Genomic DNA, 20,317 nt, shown 5'->3' on the forward strand with positions numbered 1-20,317 from the left:
ACATCTTGCGATTGCGCCTCTTTGGCGAAAACATACGGCCAGATCCGCAAGGATCTGGCCGTAATACTTGCAGGAGGTGGCGCATGTTACTGGATCATCTGGCCGTCGCGGGTGAAACGCTGGAAGACGCAACTGCCCATATCGAACAAGCGCTTGGCGTTGCGCTGCAACCCGGCGGCAAGCACGAGACGTTCGGGACATACAACAAATTGCTTGGCCTCAGGGACGGTCTCTATCTGGAGGCGATCGCGATCGACCCGCAGGCGCAAACTCCGGGCAGAACGCGATGGTTCGATCTGGACCGCTTCGAGGGCAGCCCGCGTCTGACCAACTGGATTTGCAGGGTCGACGATATCGAAGCCTCGCTTTCCGTGTTTCCCGATGGTGTCGGGCAACCGATCGACCTGACCCGGGGGGCGTTACGATGGCGCATGGCGGTTCCGCCAACCGGGCGCTTGCCGTTCGACAATCTGTTTCCCGCACTTATCGAATGGCAGGGCGACCTTCACCCGGCCGACATGCTGCAAGACAGCGCCTGTCGGCTGCGACGTTTGGTTGTGTACCACCCGGATGCATTGACGCTGGCCAGACATCTGGGTGCATTGGAATATGTGGTGTTCGACACCGGCCCGGCCGCGCTCAGGGCTGAATTCGAGACGCCCCATGGGGTCCGGGTGCTGGAATGATCATTCGGCGGGCCGTGGGGGCTGATGCGCCCGCAATCGCCAGGATCACCAATGCGATCATTCGCGAGTCCCTGATCACGTTCACGACCGTTGAGCGCAGCACGACGCAAATCACCGAGGACATCGCGGCGCGGGGCACCGGATTTCTGGTCGCCGAACTTGATGGGCAAGTTGTTGGTTTTGCCACCCATGCCCCGTTTCGTGCGGGGCCCGGATATGCGCAGACGCGCGAACACTCGATCCAGCTGTCACCGGACGCGCGCGGAAAGGGCGTTGGGCGTGCTTTGATGCACGCGCTGGAGCAGGTCGCACAAACCGAAAGGGTGCATGTGCTGGTCGCAGGCATCTCCTCGGCCAATCCGGGCGCTGTGGCGTTCCACGCGGCGCTGGGCTTTTCGCAGGTTGGTCGCATGCCCGAAGTAGGGTTCAAATGGGGTCAACGGCTGGATCTTGTGCTGATGCAGAAAATTCTTTCGCCTGAGTGATCTGTCGCACCTGACAGTCCCGGATTGTGACGCTAGTGTATGCCCATGTCGATCTGGACCCGCATATCCGAAGCGCTCAGTGCGCTGGCCCAAGGCGAAAGCCTGACCGCAGTTTTTGAAAAGCTGCGTTCGCCCCCGGAACGTTCGGTGGCTTTCACGATTGCAGTGATTGCGCTGGGTGCAAAAATGGCCAAGGCAGACGGTCAGGTGACACGAGACGAGGTTACGGCATTCCGCGATGTGTTCCAGATCGCGCGTGAAGACGAGGAAGGTGCCGCGCGGGTCTTCAACATGGCCCGCACGGATGTGGCGGGGTATCAGGACTATGCCCGCAAGATCGCCCGGATGTTTGCCGAAGACAGCACCACGCTTTGCGACCTGATGGAAGGGCTGTTTCACATCGCCATGGCCGATGGGTTCTACCACCCCAATGAGAACGCGTTCTTGGAAGAAGTGAGCAAGATCTTCGGGCAGACCGACGCTCAATTCAAAGCATTGCGGGCGCGATTTGTTCCGGATGCGCCAAAAGATCCTTACACGGTTCTGGGTGTGCCGCAGGACATGCCATTGCCCGATATCCGCAAAGTCTGGCGACACTTGGTCCGCGAAACGCACCCGGACGCCATGATGGCGCGCGGTGTCCCGGAAGAGGCGATCAGACTGGCCGAGAAAAAGATGATCGACATCAACCGCGCCTGGGATGAGATCAACGGCGCGCGGGCCTGACAGGATGCGGCTGGCGACCTACAATATCGAATGGTTCGCCAATCTTTTTGATCAAAAAGACAATCTGATTGTCGATGACACCTGGTCCGGGCGGCATGACGTCACCAAGGCGCAGCAGGTCGAGGCGATTGCAAAAGTGCTGACCGCGATTGACGCAGACGCGGTATTGATCGTCGAGGCTCCGAACACCGGCAAACGCCAGAATACGGTGCGGGCCCTGCAAACCTTTGCCGAGGCTTTTGATCTGCGCACCTCTGACGCGGTGATGGGGTTTGCCAACGACACCCATCAGGAGCTGGCGCTGCTTTACGACAGGACCGTTCTTACCGCGCGCCATGATCCCAGGGGTGACATCGACGACCCCTTGGCCCCCCGGTTTGATGGCGAGTTCAGAATCGACCTGGATATAGATGCGACCGAGGATGTTGTGCGGTTTTCCAAACCACCGATGGAATTGGCGGTGACCACGCAATCGGGCCGCGAGGTCCGGCTGATCGGAGCTCATTTGAAATCAAAGGCTCCGCATGGGGCTGGGTCGCGGGATGAGGCGATCCGTATCTCGATTGCCAACCGCCGCAAGCAATTGGCACAGGCGGTCTGGCTGGCAAGGCGGGTCGAGATGCACGTTGCAAACCAAGAACCCGTCATTTTGCTGGGAGACCTGAACGATGGCCCCGGGCTGGATGAGTTCGAACACCTGTTCGGCCGGTCTTCGGTCGAGATTTTGCTGCAAGCGGGTTTGTTCGATCCGCACGCGGTGACGGCTCATGGTTTTCGGCCCGGATCGATACCTTCCACGGCCCGCTTTGCCCGTCCGGAAGAAGGCAGGTTTCTCGAGGCTCTTCTGGATTATATAATGATTACCCAGGATCTGCGTGCCTACCGTCCGGCCTGGCGTATTTGGCATCCGTTTCGCGATGCGTTCTGCTGGTCCGCACCGGACCTGCGACAGGCGCTGTTGACGGCGTCGGATCATTTCCCGGTCACGCTGGACATCGACCTGTGACCTTTCACGCCTGCTGCAGGGGGACTATATATCAGGTATGAAACACGTTTTGCTGATCAGCATGATCACGGCTGGCATTGCCGCACCCGCCATGTCGCAGGAGGACAACAGCAAATCCCTGATGGAGCAGGGGGCCGAGCTGTTCTTCGAAGGTCTGCGCAAGGAAATGGAACCGGCGCTGGATGAGCTGCTGGGCCTCGCGGATGAGTTTGGCCCGGCGATGCAGTCGTTCTTGCGGGAAATGGGCCCGGCACTGGCCGAGCTGGGGGCCGAGATCAAGGACTGGAGCGCTTATGAAGCGCCCGAGATCTTGCCCAATGGTGACATCATCATCCGCAGGAAACAGGCCGAGGGACCGCCAGAGCCTGAAAACGAAGATGAAGCGTTGCCCGAAGGCGCAACTGATATCTGATCGGATCGATGGTCAGCCCCTGATGATCACGCGCGTTTCGGATTTCAGGGCGTTTGCCAGAGAATCCAGGCGCGCTTCGGCAACTTCGCTGAACAGGGGGGCCGCTGCTTCGGGCAGGTACAGCTCCAGCTCGCGCTTTTTGGGATAGAATTTCAGGCGACCCATATTGGCGTCATTATGCATCCACAGCATCGCGCCAAAGCGCATGGCCTTGCCCAGAATCTCGGCGTCTTTTTGGCCTTTTTCGTCCAGCAGATCATACAGGGGCGCAAAGCGGTTGCCCTCGCGTTTGTTGCGATACCGGTGCTGCAAGGCCAGCCCGATAAAGACACGTTCCGAATGCTTCAAACCGCCCAGATTGGCGCGGGTGACATTGTCGAAACAGACTTCGGCCCGGTAATCGGGATGAGCACGCCAGCTGACATCGTGCAGCAGGCACGCAGCCTTGATCAGCCGAACGCTGCTGGGGGGCGCTGATTTGAACAGCGGCATCACGAAATCATAGAGGTTTCGGCCAAATCCGGGCAGGCGGGCATCCTTGGATTCGGCAAAAAGGCTTGCTTCGATCAACGGGTCCCGGTCGCGCAACTCCTGCGACATCTGTTCATACAGCAATCCTTCACGGATCCCGTAGCTGGAAATGGCGATGTCCTTGGGTTTGAACGTTCGGATCAGCCGGGCCAGAACGTCCATTGCGTAAGGGATGAGCGACATGCGCGAGCTGGATACACCGGCCTGGCTGCGCAGTTTTTCATGATCGCTCTTTTCAATGAACTTGATCGTTTCACGAACCTGTTTTGTCGTCATCCGGTATTCATGCAGCACGTTCAGCGGATAGCCGCGCCGCAGCATGTCCAGCCGGGCAAAGGCCCGCCAGCTGCCGCCAACCAGAAACAGACGATCCCGCTGCGGACCCATCTCATCGCGCAGCTTTTCCATGGTACTTTTGATATGAGCCTTGCGTGCACGCCGTCCGCCCTTGATATCGCGCAGTTTCAGTGGCCCGAGCGCCGAGGTCAGGCGGCGGCCCACCTGACCGTCCCCGATCTCGGCCAGCTCCATCGAAGACCCGCCGATGTCGCAGATCAGGCCATAGGCGCCGGGCCATCCCAGCAGCACACCCTGAGCTGAAAAACGGGCTTCTTCTTCCCCGGTGATGACTTCCACGTGCAGCCCGGTTTCCGCCTTCACCTGATCGCAGAAATCCGGTCCGTCCTTTGCCTCGCGCACAGCAGCCGTGGCCACGACATGCAGACCCGGCAATTCCAGATCAACCGCCAGATTCTGAAACCGTCGCAGCGCCGCCAGCGCGCGTTCGCGCCCACGCGGATTCAGCCGCCCGGTCTCGGACAGGCCCGCGCCCAATTCGCACATGACCTTTTCATTGTAGAAATAGGCCGGTGATCGGGCCGCACCGTCAAAGATGACCATCCGGACCGAGTTGGATCCGACATCGACAACGCCGACACGCGACAAAGCCCGGGTTCCGGGCTCGTCGAATAGTGGCTTTCCGAAAGGTCCCCAGTCAGGGATGTCGGTTGCAGCGGTCTGATCCATGTGTCTTCCAGGTAATGCTGTGTGAGGATGCGAAATTGGCGGGTGCGGGTCAATCACCCGTCTCGATCTCATCCGGGCTCATGTTCAGAACCCGCACGGCCAGGGAACGGGTGATATCGCGCTTTTCCATAAGGGCCAATTGATCCAGTTGCGCCACCACGTCGGCCGCAGTTTCAAATCGCCGATCCATGTGTTTGACGAGATAGGCGATTACCTCGGGACCGGGGTTCAACTGCCGATCTACGAACAGTTTGGCCAGAACCGCGCCCAGCAATGCATCGTCGGGCGGGTCCAGCGCCACGTGATGGGCACCTTCGACCCGGCTTTGCAGGTCCGCCAGCGGCAATTCCCAGAATTTCGGGGCCAGCCGACCTGTCATCAACAAGGCGTGCCCTTCGGCCAGAACCAGATTGTGCAGGTGAAACAGCGTTTTCTGCTGTTCGGCATCGTCGGCGATCATGGGCACGTCTTCGACGGCAATTGGCCTGCTTGCCAGATCCGGGACGTCGTCATACCGCAAGTCGGCGGCCTGAATGATGCGTCCGCCGGTTTCCGCGGCCCAGACATGCGCCAGATGGGTTTTACCTGCGCCAGCCGGGCCAGTCAGAACAAGCTTGTTTCCCGGCCAGGATGTGGCCGAGATCATCGCCACAGCCAAAGCATTGGCAGGCGACACAAAGAAATCCTCACGCCCGAGCGCAGTCTTGGCGGGCAGATCAAAGCTGAGTTGTCGGGGCATTTACTCGGTTTCCTGATCCTGACCTTCAAGACCGGTATAAAGTCGGCTGTCCAGGTACAGCGATGTGGCAAATCGGGCCAGCACGCCCAATGCGGCGGCCACGGGCACGGCGATCAGCATACCGACAAAGCCGAACAAAGCCCCAAAGACAGACAGGGCCAGCAGCAGCCAGACCGGGTGCAGCCCGACAGAGTTGCCCACCAGCTTGGGTGTCAGGAAATTCCCCTCGGTGACCTGTCCGATGGCAAAGATGCCCGCGATCAGCCCGATATGCGCCCAATCACCCCAGAACTGAAACAGCGCCAGCCCGATCGCCAGCGAACCACCGATCAGGGCGCCCAGGTAAGGGATGAACGTGACCAATCCGGCAATGAAACCCACGATCAGGCCAAATTGCAGACCGGCCAGCATCAGGGCAACCGCATAATAGGTGCCAAGGATCAGGCAGACCGTTCCCATCCCGCGCACGAAAGAGGCCAGCACGGTGTCAATCTCACCGGCCAGCCGCCTGATGGTGGGGGCATGGTCACGCGGCAGGAGTTCTCCGATGCGAGCGATCATGCGATCCCAGTCCAGCAGCAGGTAAACAGCCACGACGGGTACGATCACCAGCAAGACGACGATGTTGATCGCAGATCCAAGCGACGCGAGAACCGTTTGCAGGACATCCCCGGTCTTGGATTTCAGCATGTCGCCGAAGGACACCAGCATCTGATGAGTGTTTGATTCCCGGTCCAGCAGCGACGGGAACTGTTTTTCAATGAACCCGCGCAATTGCTTGAACAGATCGGGCAGAACGTCGATCAGATCCAGCAGCTGGGTAATCAGGGCAGGTACGACCATCAGGACCGCCAACATAAATCCCAGAACGCCGATGACGGTGATGATGGCTGTGGCTGCGACGCGCGACAGGCCCAACCGCTCCAGTCGATCCGCAACGGGATCAAGAAAATACGCAATTGCTCCGCCAATGACGAAGGGCAGCAGGACATCCCCCAAGGCCCAGAGGATCAAAACAAAAACCGCAGCGGCGATGCCCCAGTATCTCAGCTGATCCTTTACCGGCAAAGCCATGGCAATCCCCTTGTTCAGGCCCTTGCAGGCGTTCTTGGCGCATCAAAGCCCATGATGCAAGCGCTTCATTGGGAAGGGCTTTGCCGGTATCAATCGTACAAGGTCCCCAGTTCCGGGGTGTCTTCTTCTGCGGTTTCATCGGGCCAGTTGGTGCGCCAGATTTCCGCCGACCAGTGACCACAATGAACCGCTGGGCGGTCAAAGCCGGGCAGGGCGGGCAACAATGGCTCAACAATGACGTCATGGCGGGGTACGGCGAAATAGGGGAACGAGTACCGTTCCTTGCCCGATCTGTTCACCACCCGGTGTGGCGTGGACTTCAACCGCCCGCCTGACCACAGCTCCAGCATGTCGCCGATATTCACCACAAAACCGCCGAGTGGGCAGTCAGGTGAAATCCACTTGCCGCTGCGGGTCTGCACCTCGAGCCCGCCCACCGGATCGGGCGCGATGATGGTCAGTGCGTCCGTATCCTTGTGCGGATGGATGCCATAACCCGCTTCATCCGCAGCCTGCGGGGGATAGTGCAGCAATGTCATATTGGTCATCGGGTTTCGGAACGCGTCGCGCAAAATGCCAGAGGTCAAGCCTAGGCCGGATTCCAAGGCGCCCAACAACACATCAGTGACCTGATCCAATTGACGCCAATAATCCAGGATGACCTCTTTTGCCTCGGGGACTTCAGCGGGCCACAGGTTCGGGCCGTACAGGGCACACTCGGCGCGCACGGGGTCGGTGGCGGCAACCTCGTGGTGCAGCTTGTAACCCTCGTATTTGTCGGCTTTGCCGGATCCATCGTTGGGTGTGAAAAAACCCATCGGGATATAACCGCGATAATTCTCGCGTGTGATGGCCTGATCCCATTTGCGGGCTTCATTGATGGCAAAGATCTCTCGTGTGGTCTGACGGACCTGATCCACCGTCTGCTGGGACACACCTGTTCCGGTGATGGACAGAAACCCGATCCCCGTGCAGGCCTCAATAATGCTTTGTACCGTTGCATCAAAGGCTGCGCTGCCAGGATCGGACAGCGGCGAGATGTCTATTGTCGGAATTCTGTCCATCAGTGAATCCTGACCCCCTGACGCTCTAGTTCCGTGTGAACAGGTGCCAGGTTCAATTGATCCAGGTCCTGATTGCTTTTCAGCGACATCGCGGCTGCAACGCCCGCGCCCTGACCCATGACGGCGCAGCAGGCCATGTTGCGCGTGGCGGCATGGGCTACCCGGTCGGCACCGTGTGACCGCCCCGCGACCAGCAGGCCCTTGACGCCCCTGGGCAGCATCGAGCGGTACGGGACCTGCATGTACCGCCCCGTGGTCGGCAGGATCAGGATGCCATACCCGTCGATGAATTCGGGGTAGATGCCGATCGTATCCTCGAACCGGCCCTGATGGCGGGCGTCGTTTTCGGTCATGTTGTATACCGCATCGATTTTGCGGGTGTCGCGAATGCCGATGGTCATACCGAAATTCCGCAGCCGAGCGTTCGCGCAGCCGGGCATGAACCGGCGCAGGGCTTCGATGGCCAACATTGACTGGCGCCGACCTTCGATTTCACCGCGCGTCAGGCTGTCGGGGTCGGTCCCGTCGATCCCGGCCAGGTGAATGAGGTTCATGTAGGTCAGTTCGCCCGTGTCATGCATCGCGCCCCAGGTGCCGGCGATGGTGTTCAGATGCGGCGGGATCAGCCCCTGATCGATGGCCTGCTGGAAGGGCTTGTGCACGAAGGGCGAGAACATGTCGTCCTCTTTGCCGCTGGTTTCGATGTTCCACTCACCGCCGCCGCCCCAGTCCTTGTAGGTCTGCGGGTCGGCCTTGACGCCCTCGATAAAGGCGCGCTTGTCCACTCCGGCCAGGTGGAACATGACAGAGGCGGCCATCATGTCCTCCCGTGGCGTTTTATGCGTCGGGGCCCCCGCGCGATGGGCCACATCGGCGTCGCCAGTTGCATCGATTACCACCTTGGCCAGTATCGCCTCGCGCCCGGCCTTGGATTCGGTGATGATGCCGATGATCCGGTCCCCTTCCATGACGGGGGCGACGAATTGCCGGTGCAGCATCGGGTGAACACCCGCCTCTTCGACCAGCTTGTCCGCCACCAGCTTGAACCCTTCGCTGTCCAGTTCATAACTGAGCGACTGGCTTTCGGGCACCGCCGCGCCCATCTCTTTGGCGCGGGTTTCGAATTCCATCCCGATGCCGCCGGCCTCGACGGTTTGCTCGTGCCGGTACCACGCGAATCCTTCGACGCCGACGGCGGTGATGTTGCCGCCCATGCACCCGAACCGGTCAACCAGCGAGACGTCCACACCTGTCCGCGCTGCGGCCAGTGCTGCGGCCAAACCTGCAGGACCGGACCCGACGACCAGCACGTCTGTAGAGTGGACAACGGGAATGCTGCGGGCGGGTTCCTGAATGGTCTGCATCAAGGCCTCATGGGTTTTGAGTTAGCGCCACAATTGGAATTCCCGATTGCAGGGTCAATCAAAAAACCGACTGACGCGAAGTCGCAAAAACACCAATGCCCGATTGCCCCCGGCGGTGGTTTGACATAATCACCTTTGAAGTCGAAATTTACCTTTGAAGGTTAACCCATGCGCCTCAGCCGTTACTTTCTGCCCGTTCTCAAGGAAAACCCGTCCGAGGCCCAGATCGTCAGCCATCGGCTGATGCTGCGTGCCGGGATGATCAAGCAGGCCTCTGCCGGGATTTATTCCTGGCTGCCGCTGGGCTTCAAAGTGCTGCGCAAGTTGGAAAATATCGTCCACGAAGAACAGGCGCGGGCCGGTCACATCGCGATTCAGATGCCCATCATCCAGTCGGCGGATTTGTGGCGCGAATCCGGCCGCTATGACGATTATGGTCAGGAGATGCTGCGGATGAAGGACCGGCATGACCGGGACATGCTGTTCACGCCCACGGCAGAAGAACTGGTGACCGATATCTTCCGTGGCCACGTGAACAGCTACAAAGACCTGCCGCTGACCCTCTATCAGATCCAGTGGAAATTCCGCGACGAAATCCGCCCGCGTTTCGGCGTGATGCGGGGCCGCGAGTTCTATATGAAGGACGGCTACAACTTCGACCTCACCAAGGAAGACGCGCTGCACGCCTATAACCGCCATCTTGTCAGCTATCTGCGTACCTACGAGCGTATGGGCCTTCAGGCGATCCCGATGCGCGCGGATTCCGGGCCCATCGGCGGCGATGATACGCATGAATTCCTGGTGCTGGCCGATACCGGTGAATCCGAGGTCTTCTATGACAGCGCCGTTACCGACCTGACCTTTGGTGATCGTGAGATTGACTATGACAGCCGCGAACAATGTCAGGCGATCTTGGAAGAGTTCACCTCGAAATACGCGCGCACGGATGAAACGCATGACGAGGCGCTGTTCAATCAGATCCCCGAAGAACGCCGCCGCGTGGCGCGTGGTATCGAAGTTGGGCAGATCTTCTACTTCGGCACGAAGTATTCCGAGCCGCTGGGTGCGACCGTGCAGGGCCCGGATGGAAAACCGGTTCCGGTGCATATGGGCAGCCACGGGATCGGTGTCAGCCGTCTGGTCGGCGCGATCATCGAAGCCAGCCATGACGACAAAGGCATCATCTGGCCCGAGGGCGTGACCCCGTTCCATTGCGGCATCGTGAACCTGAAGCAGGGTGATGAAGAAGCGGATGCCGCCTGCGACAAAATCTATAACGCTCTGACGGCCTTGGGGCTGGAGCCGCTTTATGATGACCGCAATGAACGGGCAGGGGGCAAGTTTGCGACCATGGACCTGATTGGTCTGCCCTGGCGGATCACGGTCGGCCCGCGCGGTCTGAAGAATGGCGTTGTTGAACTGACCTGCCGCCGGACCGGCGAAAGCGAGGAACTGAGCCCCGAGGCGGCCGTTACCAAAGTTGCTGAAATCTACCAGCAGATTGCTTGAGCACCGTCACCGGTGACGGGTTTTGGTGTCACGCAACGCGGATCCGTTTCACCAGGGTGGCCATGCGATTGCATTGGCCACCAGATGTGATCTGACCAATTCGATTGGTTGAGACGTCAGTCTTGGTCTGCCGTCGGGCGCGTTGCCAGGATGTCCCCATTGGCCCCGTCGCCCCGTGCCACCACGATCGGACGACCCAGCCGGTTGACCAGTTCGCGAAACTCAAGGCCCAGAAACCGCAACCCGCAAACCCGCGCGTCGGTGGTTCGATCCGTGACACACAGACGCCCTTGCCGGAAAACCAGACGGTACCCTTTGTCTTTCAGAATATCCGTCAGATTGCCCCAGCTTGCCGCGCTGGCAAAGATTGGCCGAATGGCCGCACGCAGCAGCGCCGCTGTTTCACAATCCAGTTCTGTTGATGCTTGGCGGGACGGAATTACCCCCGCACCGTTGGTTGAGATTTGAAAATTCATTGAGCGACCCCCGCTCCTTAAATGTGTTCCCCCACAAGTAGGGTGACAAAGTTTCTGAAAATAATCAAAAAGAGTAATAAAATTTCGCGCCTATTGTTGCTTTTTCGATTCAGGAGTTCACAAAGCGCGATGATTAACTTCATACATGAAACAATATCAGTTTGTCTGTGATGCGCTTCACAACTCATGGTGTAACGCCAGCTTCCGAAGTCATCCGATTGGCTCAATCGTTCCAGTTGCGCACCGAGTTGATTCGGCTCATTCAGGCTGAGGAGTCGGGTCAGAGGGACAACCGGCTTGACCATCGGGTGAAATGCCGAAACTGTCCCCGCGAACAAGAACACCCCGGAGCAGGTATGGCCAAGACACCCCCGCCCTTTGCCCCTTTTGAATGGAAAATCGCATGGCGTTATCTGCGGGCCCGCAGGGTCGAGGGTGGCGTCAGTGTGATGACCTGGATTTCCCTGATCGGGATCACACTGGCAGTGTTTGCCCTGATCGCGACATTGTCGGTCCGGTCCGGCTTCCGTTCCGAATTCGTCGGCACCATTCTGGGCGCAAACGCGCATGTGACGGTCTATTCGTCAGGCGAGATCGATGCCCAGGGGCGGGTGGATCGCACGATCGCCGACTACGAAGAGCGCGCGGCCCGTATCGCACAAGTGCCCGGTGTTCAACGCGCGGCTCCTTTGGTGAAGGGGCAGGTGCTGATCACCAACCGCGACCGCAGCAGCGGCGTTGAAGTGTTTGGAATGCGACCCGACGATCTGGTTGATCTGCCGGGTATTGCCCAGGCAGAGCAGGCTGTGGGGGACTTGTCAGAATTTCAGACGGGTCAGGATGTCATTGCAATTGGGTCAGGCGTGGCGCGCAGCATAGGCGCCACCGTGGGGGACGTCGTCAAGTTGACCTCGCCCAACGGGGTAAAAACCGCCTTCGGTACGTCGCCCCGCGTAAATGCCTATCGCGTTGTCTATGTGTTCTCGGCGGGGCGCTATGACATCGACCGAACGCGTGTCTACATGCCGTTTTCGCAGGCGCAGAGTTTTTTCAATCGCGAAGGTGTGGCGGATGAGATCGAAGTGATGGTGGAAAAGCCCGAGGAACTGGGCCCGATCCTGATTTCCATTCTCGAAGCATCGGGCGAGCGCAGCCAGATCTGGACCTGGCAGGATGCATCCGGTGGGTTCCTGCGGGCATTGGAAGTCGAAGACAACGTGATGTTCATCATCCTCTCGATCCTCGTTCTGATCGCCGCGATGAATATCGTCTCGGGCCTGATCATGCTGGTCAAGAACAAGGGCCGCGATATCGGCATCCTGCGCACCATCGGTCTGAGCGAAGGGTCGGTGCTGCGTGTGTTTTTCATCTGCGGCGCTTTTACCGGCCTGATCGGAACGGCTTTGGGAGTCATCCTGGGGTGCCTTTTTGCGATCTATATCGATCCGATCTTTTCGTTCGTGAATTACGTGATGGGCGGTGGCGTCTGGGATCCGTCGATCCGGGGCATCTATGCTTTACCCGCCGAGCTGCACCTGAGCGATGTGCTCAAGGCCATCGGCCTGTCGCTTGGCCTGTCCTTTGTCGTCACCTATTTTCCTGCCCGTCGAGCGGCGCGGCTGAACCCGGTCGAGGCGTTGCGCTATGAATGATGTCACATTGCGTCTGAAGGGTCTGACCAAGACCTATCTGAAAGGCAAGCCGGGCGAAGTGCAGGTCTTGCGCGGAGTTGATCTGGATCTGCGCGCGGGTGAGGCCGTAGCCATGGTTGCGCCCTCTGGGGCAGGTAAATCAACGCTTCTGCATATCGCCGGTCTGCTGGACATGCCCGACGAAGGAACCGTCGAAATCGGCGGGCAGAATGTATCGGGCAAGGGCGACCGGACCAGAACCGCACTGCGTCGGCAGGATGTCGGGTTCGTTTATCAATTCCACCATTTGCTGCCGGAATTCACGGCATTGGAAAACATCACCCTGCCGCAACTGGCCAATGGTGTGTCGGACAAGGCCGCACAGGCCCGGGCGCTGGACCTGCTGGACCGTGTCGGCGTCGCCGCACGCGCCAGCCACCGCCCCGCAGCGCTCTCTGGCGGGGAACAACAACGGGTGGCATTCTGCCGGGCCTTGGCCAATGCGCCCCGTGTTTTGTTGGCGGATGAACCGACGGGCAATCTGGACCCCGAAACCTCGGATCAGGTTTTTGATACATTGATGAAGCTGGTGCGGGACGAAGGGTTGTCGGCGTTGATCGCAACGCACAATCTTGACCTAGCGGCGCGCATGGACCGGATGGTTCGGCTTGAGGGCGGGGTGCTCAGGCCAGTTGAGTGATCGCAACACCAATGGCCATGACGGCGATCCCGCCCATCCGCATGAGCGTAAGCGGTTCGACCTGTGCGCCGAACAGGCCGAAATGGTCGATGGCCGCAGCGCTGATCAATTGCCCGAGCAGCACAAAGAACACGGCATTGCCCACCCCGAAATGCGGTGCGACATGGGTGATCGACAGGACATAGAAAGCAATCAGGACACCTGCAAGCAACAGGTGTTTCGGCGCATTGGCAATCTTGGACAAGGCCGCAAATCCGGGAAACAGCGCCATGACCAACGCCGAGGCGACGAAGGCGATGGCAAACAGCACAACAGCTGCCGCTGTTGGCGACCCGATGACTTTGCCCAGCGCCGCGTTAAGCGCGGCCAGGATCGGAATTCCAAATCCGGCGGCCAGCATGATGGCGGCGTATTGTGTCATTGCCCGAACCCTCTGTACCTTTTTCGTTGATCTGGATCATTGCGCCATGACGGCCATCGGGCAACCCTGCAAATGCCAATCCAGGCAGGAGGATACGATGTTCAAGGCAACAATCAGTGTGCTGGTTCTTGGGGTTTCGGCTGCTGCCTCGCAGGCCGCCTGGGCTCAGGACGCGAAGACCGGAGAAGAACTTTATATGCACCATTGCGCGACCTGCCATGGGATCGATGCAATGGGGCAGGGTCCGATGGCGGCCGTGCTGGTGGTTCAACCAAGCGATCTGACCGCTTTGTCCAACGAGGAAGGCGTGTTCCCGACTGCCCGCGTTGTCGCCCGCATTGATGGTCGGGACCCATTGGTCAGCCATGGTAGCCCGATGCCGGTTTATGGTCCTTACTTTGACGGGCAGGACACATCCATGAAAACGCCGCAGGGGCAGCCAATTCTGACGAGCCAGCCCATCGTGGATCTGGTGGCCTATCTGGAGACCCTTCAGCAGAACTAGGTTCCGCTGCAAATCCCGTCGATCTCGGCCTCGCTCCACGGAAGCAGGATTGCGCGCTCTCGCCCTTTTTGCGGAAGCGGGGACAGGTCAAAATGCGCGCCCAGCATCGTGTGCAGCCGTTTGGTTCGGGTGGCCTGAGGGTCCAGCGCACGGCAGCAAACGTATTCCTCGACGATGGCGCCCTGCTGTTCAAACCCGTAGGACAGGAAGTCCGGCGAGGTTTCGAGGTCAAAAAGATACGGGTCGCTGCGCCCACCATGTTCCGCCGCTGCTCGCAACGGGTGGTAACCGGTGGTCCGGCGATTCTGCCACTGCCAGACATGCGTCAGTTCATGGGCCAGCAGCATCGCGGCCACCAGGTTCATCTGATCCGGGAAATCGGACATGTAGTCTTCCAGATACCAGTCGCGCGCAAAGTAGACCTTGTTGAACAGGGCCACGGCTGCTGGCTTGCCTGTCACCAACCCGGGTTCCACCGGAGGAAGGATACGCTCGCGGCAGGCCAGACGTGGGCGCTCCTCGCGGAAATACGTCACATTGGCAACCGGCGCACCTTGGACCAATCGCACGCTGTCAAGGTTCAGGGTTTCGCCCTGAATGGCATCCGCAAAATCACGCTCTTGCTTTGTCAATTGACGACCGCAGGAGGGCAGCAACAAAAGAGCACACAGGAATACGCGCAGAACCATGAGGTGAATCCTAGTCCGCCGCCTGCAATCCGCAAACCGTTTTCACAGGCTCATGGCCAGAACCCGGCTGATTTCCGTCAAAGACCGGCCGGATTGATCCATCCAGGAATTGAAGGCCCGTTGCACCGCCGCCATGGCTTTTTTCGACGTGGCGGGCTTGTCGATCACGCCTTCGGCGATCAGACGGGCGGTCACGTCCCGAGACAGAATGAAACTGTCGCGCCCCGCAAAGCGCATCGCATATTGCGCCGAAGCCCCGCCAAGACGGGATCCGCGTTTGGCCAGCATGGCAAGAAGGCTGACATAGTCATCCGAGGGCCAGCCCCCCAGAACCTGGCCTGCGCCGCCTTCGTCGCGCAGTTCCAAAAGGAACGCCGCGTTGTCCCGCACTGCTGCGATCTTGGTTCCATTGCGGACAATGCGTGTGTCTTGCAGCAGGGAATCGAACTTTTCATCATCCATGAACGCACACCGGCCCACATCGAAACCGTCAAAGGCGGCCTCGAATCCATCCCATTTGTTTTCGATGACCTTCCAGTTGAAACCGGCCTGAAAGACGCATTTCGTGATGATCGATAGCCACCGGTCCTCGGGCATCGCCGCCAGTTCTTCGTGGCTTTTGGGCTTGGTCAGCTGTGCTTCAAAGGCTTCGACCCCACCGTGGCGAGAGGCGGCAATATCAAAGATCTCTTCAAATGAACGCATAGACCCAACCTCAAAGCTGTCATGTGAAGAGTGTTTTGTTTTGCCTTCCTTTTGCAATGAGAATTTTGAGTGTTTGAAACTCACCCGACCGGAATTGAAACTCGGCCCGAACAAGAAAAAACTGTGAACTGTCAAAGAAATCCTCGACAAACGGGCTTAAAACGGTTTGTGATTGACTCGTCAGTCAACATTCCGGGCCCGGGGCTAGGGATAATGACGGGTCGGGCAGGGGCCTTTGCGGCGTCTGCGGGGAAACATCAACGGTTTGGCGGAAAGAAAACCGCGCCGTTACAAACTGATCACTTTCCTTTTCCGACTGAATTTGTGCATGTTGCGACATGGTATTGTCATCAGACAAAGATACCGGCGGGAAAAACCTCGCCGGGGTGGGCAAAACAAATAAGACAGGGAGAAAATCCATGAAAAAACTGAGTGTAAGCCTTATGGCCCTGACCGTTGCCGGTGCGGCGCATGCGGCGGACATGGGCGCCGTGGACGAGCCGATCAAACTGGCGATCAACGAATGGACTGGTCAGCACGTGACCACGCATGTGGCGGGTGAGATGCTCAAGGCAGCCGGTTACAAAGTGGAGTATGTGACCGCCGGCATGATGAACCAGTTTCAGGCTCTGGCCGATGGAGACATCGACGCGACGCTGGAAATCTGGTCGTCCAACGTGTCGGATGAATATGCCAAGAAGATCGAGGAAGGCACTGTTGTCGAAATCGGCGATCTTGGCCTGGATGCCAAGGAAGGTATCGCATACCCGGCGCATGTCGCTGATCTGTGCCCTGGCTTGCCTGCGTGGGAAGCGCTGAAAGACTGCGCACAGGTCTTTGCCACGGCGGAAACTCTGCCCGGTGGCCGTCTGGTCGATTATCCGGCCGACTGGGGCACACCTGGCGCGGATCGCATGGCCGGCCTTGAGCTGCCGTTCAAGGCTGTTCCCGCCGGATCCGAAGGCGCATTGATCGCCGAACTTCGGGCTTCGACCGAGCGCAAGTCGCCACTGTTGATCACATTCTGGCAGCCGCACTGGGCGATGTCTGCCTATGACGTGCAGTTCGTTGAACTGCCCGCAGGTGAAGAGGCATGCTTTAACGATCCGGCGTGGGGTCCGAACCCGAACGCGGTGAACGATTGCGACTTTTCGCCATCGCGCATCTTCAAAGCCGGCTGGAGCGGTATGGAAGAGAAATGGCCCGCCGCCTATGAAATCCTGTCCAACTATCAACTTGCGGTCGAAGACCAGCAGCCGATGATGGGCGCGATCGATGTTGACGGCGGAAAGGTCGAAGAAGTCGTCGCCGTCTGGATGGCCGAGAACGAAGGCAAGTGGCGTCCGGTCGTAGACGCAGCAATCCAGTGAGCGCATGTAAGTGACTGACGCGAACATGCCAGCCATCGCCTGCCGGAATCTCTGGCAGGTCTTTGGCCCCGGCGCTGACAAAGCCCTGACCGACGCGCTGTCTCGGTCAGGGAACGACGCCGAAAAAGCCGCCGCCGACCTGCGGGAAAGCGGGTATATCCCCGCCGTTCAGGACGCCAATTTCGAGGTCAAGGAAGGCGAGTTGTTCGTCATCATGGGCCTGTCGGGCTCGGGTAAATCCACTCTGATCCGCTGTATCTCGCAACTGTTGCCCGGCACCGGCGGTGAAATTCGGGTGGACGGCGAGAATGTCATAGGCGCCTCGAAAAAGGCCCTGACCGAGCTGCGCCGAAAAAAACTGGGCATGGTGTTCCAGCATTTCGGCCTGTTCCCCCACATGACCGTTGCTGAAAACGTCGCATATCCTCTGCGGGTGCAGGGCGTAGGCAAAAAGGAACGGCTGGACCGCGCGCAGGAAGTGATCTCGCTGGTCGGCCTGGAAGGGCGCGAAGACAGCTTCCCCCGGCAACTGTCAGGTGGTCAGCGTCAGCGCGTGGGGATTGCGCGATCTTTGGCCGTGAACCCCGATATCTGGTTTCTGGACGAGCCGTTTTCTGCGCTTGATCCACTGATCCGTCGCCAGTTGCAGGACGAATTCCTGCGCATACAGGCGACCCTGAAGAAGTCCATCGTCTTCATCACACACGATATTCAGGAAGCGCTGAAGCTTGCTGACCGCATCGCCATCATGCGGGACGGCAAGATCGTACAGATCGGCACGCCCACGGATATCGTCCTGCGACCCGTTGATGACTATGTGCGCGAGTTTTCCAAGGATGTCGCCAAGGGCCAGCATGCCAAAGTCGCCTCGGTCATGCGGAGCGAGGCAGAATGTGGCCCGGATGATCCCGGCCTGACCACGTCGATGACACTGGACGCAGCCCTGGCCCATTGCATGGAGTTGTATGAACCCGTGCCGGTGCGGGATGCCGATGGCAATGTCGTCGGCACGGTGCACCCGTCTGATCTGGCTGCCGCACTTCAGGTGGATGAAACATGACCGCCTTGACTGACTTTCCGACGCAACGCAGCGCGCAGTTGACGGCCGGTGCCAAGGCCGCCCTGATCACGGTTATCGTCGGCGCGGTCTGCCTTGCTCTGGAGGGCATCGCCCCATGGCTGGTCAAATGGCCCGCCGCGTGGGAATTGCCCGCAACCCAGTGGGTAGGCGCGTTTCTGGACTGGTTTCTGAACCTGATCAAACCAGCGATGCGGTTGTTCTCGGATATGATGACCTATCCGATGAACTGGGCGAATTTCGTGCTTGGCAACACGCCATGGCCCATCCTGATCGGGATCGTGACCGCGCTGGGCTGGTATCTGGGCGGCTTGCCCATGGCGGCGCTGGGCTTTCTGGGCCTCAGCTTTGTGTTGGCGTCAGGCTACTGGGCTGAGAGCATGAACACGCTGGCCTTGGTCGCGGTATCCGTTCCGGTGGCGTTGATATTGGGTGGTGGCATCGGCATCCTCGCCAATGAGGTGCCGCGGGTGAAATCCTTCGTTCAGGCCGTTCTGGATGTGATGCAGACCGTGCCGACCTTCGCATATCTCACGCCCCTGTTGTTGCTCTTTGGCTTTGGCCCCGTCGTCGGTCTGATCGCCTCGGCCATCTATGCAGCGCCGCCCATGGCGCGCAATGTGATGCTGGGGTTGGAGCGGGTCGAACCCGAGATCAAAGAGGCCGCCATCATGTCTGGTGGCACCCGGTTTCAGCAACTGTTCCAGGTGGAAATCCCGGCGGCTGCGACGCAGATCATGGTGGGCGTGAACCAGTGCCTGATGGCGGCGCTGTCGATGGTGATCATCGCCGCCGTCATCGGTGGGTTCAACGACATCGGCTGGGAGGTCCTGCTGACCATGCGCAAGGCGCAGTTCGGGGAATCTCTGATGGCGGGTTTGGTCATCGTGGTCTTTGCCGTCGTCATAGATCGCATGAGCGGCACCCTGGCGACCGAGCGCAAACGTTATGACAGCCGGGTTGTCTGGGCGATGTTGGGTTTCGCCGTGGTCTTCACTGCCGCCTTCTGGGCCTGGCTGCCGAACCCATCCGAACTTACCTTGCTGGACCCGATGGCCGAGGCCGTGGACAGCGGCCTGACCGCGTTCACTCAGGCCAATGGCCCGTGGTTGGATGCGCTCAAGAACAATTCACTGTTCTATGTGCTGCTGCCTTTGCGGATCGGTCTGGATCAGGCTGTTCTGCCCTTTACCTGGGGTTTCCAGTGGACGCCGGGCATGAGCTTTGGTCTGTTCGCCGCTGGTGCCGTAATTGCACTGCTGATGGCGTGGCGTGGCCGGCTGACAGGAGGTCTGATCGTGCTGATCCTGATCGGGATGCTGGAAACCGGCATTGCCAACCTGCCGTGGCCCTTTGTCCTGACCGGCGCCGCTGCTCTGGGCTGGATCGCGGGGGGCTGGCGTCTGGCGGCGCTGTGCGTGGGGCTGCTTTGCACCATCCTCGTTTCGGGCCTGTGGGAGAGGGCGCTCTTGTCGCTCTACCTCAGCGGTGCGGCGGTGTTTTCCTGTGCCGTGGTCGGCGGCCTGATCGGCCTTGCCAGCGCGGTCTGGGAACCGGTCTGGAAAGTGGTCCGTCCGATCTGCGACATGTTGCAGACAATCCCTCTGTTCGTGTTCCTGATCCCGGTCCTCATGGTGTTCCAGATCGGCGAGTTCTCGGCCTTTCTGGCGATCTGTGCCTATGCGATCGTGCCTATGATCCGCTACACGCGGCACGGGCTGGTCAACACGCCGGACGAGATGATGGAGGCCGCGATTTCAAGCGGTGCGACCGAGTGGCAGATCATGCGCGACGTGCGCGCGCCTTATGCCGCGCCCACGATCCTGCTGGGACTGAACCAGACCATCCTCTATGCCTTTGCGATGCTGGTGATCGCCGCCCTGATCGGCACCACCGGTCTGGGCCAGTCGATCTATCTGGCGCTGGGTCAGGCGGATGTGGGCCTTGGCATTTCGGCCGGGGCCGCGATGGCGATTCTGGCGCTGATTGCCGACAGGATCGTGCAGGGGTTTGCCGAAGAACGCCGCGCGGCGCTTGGGTTGTAACACAGCACAGGGGCGGTGCCCCCGCCCCTGTGCTTGACTTGATTTCGGACAAGGATACCACCGCAATCCTGATCT

The 20,317-nt window shown here is 59.5% G+C and carries 21 protein-coding genes; 12 read left to right on the forward strand and 9 right to left on the reverse strand.

Features of this window, described 5'->3' with window-relative positions; all coding sequences use genetic code 11:
* The first annotated feature begins 83 nt into the window (after positions 1-83).
* Genes ACR0DJ_RS03350 through ACR0DJ_RS03370 form a run of 5 tightly spaced genes read left to right on the forward strand, consistent with a single transcriptional unit; the run spans position 84 to position 3,315 of the window.
* Entirely contained in the window at positions 84-686 is a 603-nt protein-coding gene (locus ACR0DJ_RS03350; protein ID WP_170343661.1) for a VOC family protein, read from the forward strand.
* Positions 683-1,171: an N-acetyltransferase family protein gene (locus ACR0DJ_RS03355; RefSeq protein ID WP_480683873.1), complete on the forward strand. Its 489-nt coding sequence runs from the start codon at positions 683-685 to the stop codon at positions 1,169-1,171. The genes ACR0DJ_RS03350 and ACR0DJ_RS03355 overlap by 4 nt, the downstream gene beginning before the upstream one ends.
* Positions 1,172-1,216: 45 nt before the next feature.
* The gene (locus ACR0DJ_RS03360; RefSeq protein WP_480683874.1) at positions 1,217-1,897 is read left to right on the forward strand and encodes a TerB family tellurite resistance protein; all 681 of its coding nucleotides are present in this window, start codon (positions 1,217-1,219) and stop codon (positions 1,895-1,897) included.
* Positions 1,898-1,901: 4 nt separating this feature from the next.
* Complete coding sequence (locus tag ACR0DJ_RS03365; RefSeq protein ID WP_480683875.1) at positions 1,902-2,903, forward strand: endonuclease/exonuclease/phosphatase family protein; 1,002 nt, start codon at positions 1,902-1,904, stop codon at positions 2,901-2,903.
* A gap of 37 nt (positions 2,904-2,940) precedes the next feature.
* On the forward strand, positions 2,941-3,315 hold the full coding sequence (locus ACR0DJ_RS03370) for a hypothetical protein (protein ID WP_425078634.1): 375 nt from the start codon (positions 2,941-2,943) through the stop codon (positions 3,313-3,315).
* A 12-nt stretch (positions 3,316-3,327) separates the two neighbouring features.
* On the opposite strand, the gene ACR0DJ_RS03375 is transcribed toward ACR0DJ_RS03370, so the two are convergent.
* From ACR0DJ_RS03375 to ACR0DJ_RS03395, 5 genes are all read right to left on the reverse strand, one after another.
* Positions 3,328-4,872, reverse strand: coding sequence for a Ppx/GppA family phosphatase (locus ACR0DJ_RS03375; RefSeq protein WP_480683876.1), 1,545 nt, complete (start codon positions 4,870-4,872; stop codon positions 3,328-3,330).
* 49 nt (positions 4,873-4,921) lie between these two features.
* The gene (locus tag ACR0DJ_RS03380; protein WP_425078632.1) at positions 4,922-5,611 is read right to left on the reverse strand and encodes a P-loop NTPase family protein; all 690 of its coding nucleotides are present in this window, start codon (positions 5,609-5,611) and stop codon (positions 4,922-4,924) included.
* Positions 5,612-6,685, reverse strand: coding sequence for an AI-2E family transporter (locus tag ACR0DJ_RS03385; RefSeq protein WP_480683878.1), 1,074 nt, complete (start codon positions 6,683-6,685; stop codon positions 5,612-5,614).
* An 89-nt stretch (positions 6,686-6,774) separates the two neighbouring features.
* Entirely contained in the window at positions 6,775-7,749 is a 975-nt protein-coding gene (locus ACR0DJ_RS03390) for an isopenicillin N synthase family dioxygenase (RefSeq protein ID WP_480683879.1), read from the reverse strand.
* The gene (locus ACR0DJ_RS03395; RefSeq protein ID WP_480683880.1) at positions 7,749-9,113 is read right to left on the reverse strand and encodes an FAD-dependent oxidoreductase; all 1,365 of its coding nucleotides are present in this window, start codon (positions 9,111-9,113) and stop codon (positions 7,749-7,751) included. Before ACR0DJ_RS03395 ends, ACR0DJ_RS03390 begins: the two co-directional genes overlap by 1 nt.
* Positions 9,114-9,281: 168 nt before the next feature.
* Here ACR0DJ_RS03395 and proS point away from each other — a divergent pair, with 168 nt between their 5' ends.
* On the forward strand, positions 9,282-10,622 hold the full coding sequence (gene proS, locus ACR0DJ_RS03400; protein ID WP_152458706.1) for a proline--tRNA ligase: 1,341 nt from the start codon (positions 9,282-9,284) through the stop codon (positions 10,620-10,622).
* A 116-nt stretch (positions 10,623-10,738) separates the two neighbouring features.
* On the opposite strand, the gene ACR0DJ_RS03405 is transcribed toward proS, so the two are convergent.
* Positions 10,739-11,098, reverse strand: coding sequence for a hypothetical protein (locus tag ACR0DJ_RS03405; RefSeq protein WP_480683882.1), 360 nt, complete (start codon positions 11,096-11,098; stop codon positions 10,739-10,741).
* 356 nt (positions 11,099-11,454) lie between these two features.
* Here ACR0DJ_RS03405 and ACR0DJ_RS03410 point away from each other — a divergent pair, with 356 nt between their 5' ends.
* Both ACR0DJ_RS03410 and ACR0DJ_RS03415 read left to right on the forward strand, forming a co-directional pair.
* Positions 11,455-12,750 (forward strand): lipoprotein-releasing ABC transporter permease subunit, encoded by a 1,296-nt coding sequence (locus tag ACR0DJ_RS03410; protein ID WP_480683884.1) that lies wholly within the window; start codon positions 11,455-11,457, stop codon positions 12,748-12,750.
* Entirely contained in the window at positions 12,743-13,429 is a 687-nt protein-coding gene (locus tag ACR0DJ_RS03415; RefSeq protein ID WP_257599112.1) for an ABC transporter ATP-binding protein, read from the forward strand. Before ACR0DJ_RS03410 ends, ACR0DJ_RS03415 begins: the two co-directional genes overlap by 8 nt.
* Here the strand turns inward: ACR0DJ_RS03415 and ACR0DJ_RS03420 are convergent.
* The gene (locus ACR0DJ_RS03420) at positions 13,413-13,850 is read right to left on the reverse strand and encodes a DMT family transporter (protein WP_170343675.1); all 438 of its coding nucleotides are present in this window, start codon (positions 13,848-13,850) and stop codon (positions 13,413-13,415) included. The genes ACR0DJ_RS03415 and ACR0DJ_RS03420 overlap by 17 nt on opposite strands.
* A gap of 97 nt (positions 13,851-13,947) precedes the next feature.
* Here ACR0DJ_RS03420 and ACR0DJ_RS03425 point away from each other — a divergent pair, with 97 nt between their 5' ends.
* Entirely contained in the window at positions 13,948-14,355 is a 408-nt protein-coding gene (locus tag ACR0DJ_RS03425) for a c-type cytochrome (protein WP_425078626.1), read from the forward strand.
* Here the strand turns inward: ACR0DJ_RS03425 and ACR0DJ_RS03430 are convergent.
* Together ACR0DJ_RS03430 and ACR0DJ_RS03435 are read right to left on the reverse strand one after the other, a co-directional pair.
* Positions 14,352-15,044 (reverse strand): hypothetical protein, encoded by a 693-nt coding sequence (locus ACR0DJ_RS03430; protein ID WP_480683885.1) that lies wholly within the window; start codon positions 15,042-15,044, stop codon positions 14,352-14,354. The two genes, ACR0DJ_RS03425 and ACR0DJ_RS03430, sit on opposite strands and share 4 nt — an antisense overlap.
* Positions 15,045-15,086: 42 nt before the next feature.
* The gene (locus tag ACR0DJ_RS03435) at positions 15,087-15,749 is read right to left on the reverse strand and encodes a DNA-3-methyladenine glycosylase I (protein WP_480683886.1); all 663 of its coding nucleotides are present in this window, start codon (positions 15,747-15,749) and stop codon (positions 15,087-15,089) included.
* 419 nt (positions 15,750-16,168) lie between these two features.
* On the opposite strand from ACR0DJ_RS03435, the gene ACR0DJ_RS03440 reads away from it, so the two are divergent.
* The 3 genes from ACR0DJ_RS03440 to ACR0DJ_RS03450 are packed head-to-tail and all read left to right on the forward strand — an operon-like array spanning position 16,169 to position 20,242.
* Positions 16,169-17,119: an ABC transporter substrate-binding protein gene (locus ACR0DJ_RS03440; RefSeq protein WP_425078624.1), complete on the forward strand. Its 951-nt coding sequence runs from the start codon at positions 16,169-16,171 to the stop codon at positions 17,117-17,119.
* 10 nt (positions 17,120-17,129) lie between these two features.
* Entirely contained in the window at positions 17,130-18,179 is a 1,050-nt protein-coding gene (locus ACR0DJ_RS03445; RefSeq protein WP_257599107.1) for a quaternary amine ABC transporter ATP-binding protein, read from the forward strand.
* On the forward strand, positions 18,176-20,242 hold the full coding sequence (locus ACR0DJ_RS03450; RefSeq protein WP_480683887.1) for an ABC transporter permease: 2,067 nt from the start codon (positions 18,176-18,178) through the stop codon (positions 20,240-20,242). Before ACR0DJ_RS03445 ends, ACR0DJ_RS03450 begins: the two co-directional genes overlap by 4 nt.
* Positions 20,243-20,317 lie beyond the last annotated feature (75 nt).

The sequence above is a fragment of the Ruegeria sp. BF10 genome (assembly GCF_056538725.1).

Bases quoted from the DNA above. Each gene is read 5' to 3' on its own strand.
- ACR0DJ_RS03350 (WP_170343661.1), top strand. From the start codon at position 84: ATGTTACTGGATCATCTGGCCGTCGCGGGTGAAACGCTGGAAGACGCA.
- ACR0DJ_RS03355 (WP_480683873.1), top strand. From the start codon at position 683: ATGATCATTCGGCGGGCCGTGGGGGCTGATGCGCCCGCAATCGCCAGG.
- ACR0DJ_RS03360 (WP_480683874.1), top strand. From the start codon at position 1,217: ATGTCGATCTGGACCCGCATATCCGAAGCGCTCAGTGCGCTGGCCCAA.
- ACR0DJ_RS03365 (WP_480683875.1), top strand. From the start codon at position 1,902: ATGCGGCTGGCGACCTACAATATCGAATGGTTCGCCAATCTTTTTGAT.
- ACR0DJ_RS03370 (WP_425078634.1), top strand. From the start codon at position 2,941: ATGAAACACGTTTTGCTGATCAGCATGATCACGGCTGGCATTGCCGCA.
- ACR0DJ_RS03375 (WP_480683876.1), bottom strand. From the start codon at position 4,872: ATGGATCAGACCGCTGCAACCGACATCCCTGACTGGGGACCTTTCGGA.
- ACR0DJ_RS03380 (WP_425078632.1), bottom strand. From the start codon at position 5,611: ATGCCCCGACAACTCAGCTTTGATCTGCCCGCCAAGACTGCGCTCGGG.
- ACR0DJ_RS03385 (WP_480683878.1), bottom strand. From the start codon at position 6,685: ATGGCTTTGCCGGTAAAGGATCAGCTGAGATACTGGGGCATCGCCGCT.
- ACR0DJ_RS03390 (WP_480683879.1), bottom strand. From the start codon at position 7,749: ATGGACAGAATTCCGACAATAGACATCTCGCCGCTGTCCGATCCTGGC.
- ACR0DJ_RS03395 (WP_480683880.1), bottom strand. From the start codon at position 9,113: ATGCAGACCATTCAGGAACCCGCCCGCAGCATTCCCGTTGTCCACTCT.
- proS (WP_152458706.1), top strand. From the start codon at position 9,282: ATGCGCCTCAGCCGTTACTTTCTGCCCGTTCTCAAGGAAAACCCGTCC.
- ACR0DJ_RS03405 (WP_480683882.1), bottom strand. From the start codon at position 11,098: ATGAATTTTCAAATCTCAACCAACGGTGCGGGGGTAATTCCGTCCCGC.
- ACR0DJ_RS03410 (WP_480683884.1), top strand. From the start codon at position 11,455: ATGGCCAAGACACCCCCGCCCTTTGCCCCTTTTGAATGGAAAATCGCA.
- ACR0DJ_RS03415 (WP_257599112.1), top strand. From the start codon at position 12,743: ATGAATGATGTCACATTGCGTCTGAAGGGTCTGACCAAGACCTATCTG.
- ACR0DJ_RS03420 (WP_170343675.1), bottom strand. From the start codon at position 13,850: ATGACACAATACGCCGCCATCATGCTGGCCGCCGGATTTGGAATTCCG.
- ACR0DJ_RS03425 (WP_425078626.1), top strand. From the start codon at position 13,948: ATGTTCAAGGCAACAATCAGTGTGCTGGTTCTTGGGGTTTCGGCTGCT.
- ACR0DJ_RS03430 (WP_480683885.1), bottom strand. From the start codon at position 15,044: ATGGTTCTGCGCGTATTCCTGTGTGCTCTTTTGTTGCTGCCCTCCTGC.
- ACR0DJ_RS03435 (WP_480683886.1), bottom strand. From the start codon at position 15,749: ATGCGTTCATTTGAAGAGATCTTTGATATTGCCGCCTCTCGCCACGGT.
- ACR0DJ_RS03440 (WP_425078624.1), top strand. From the start codon at position 16,169: ATGAAAAAACTGAGTGTAAGCCTTATGGCCCTGACCGTTGCCGGTGCG.
- ACR0DJ_RS03450 (WP_480683887.1), top strand. From the start codon at position 18,176: ATGACCGCCTTGACTGACTTTCCGACGCAACGCAGCGCGCAGTTGACG.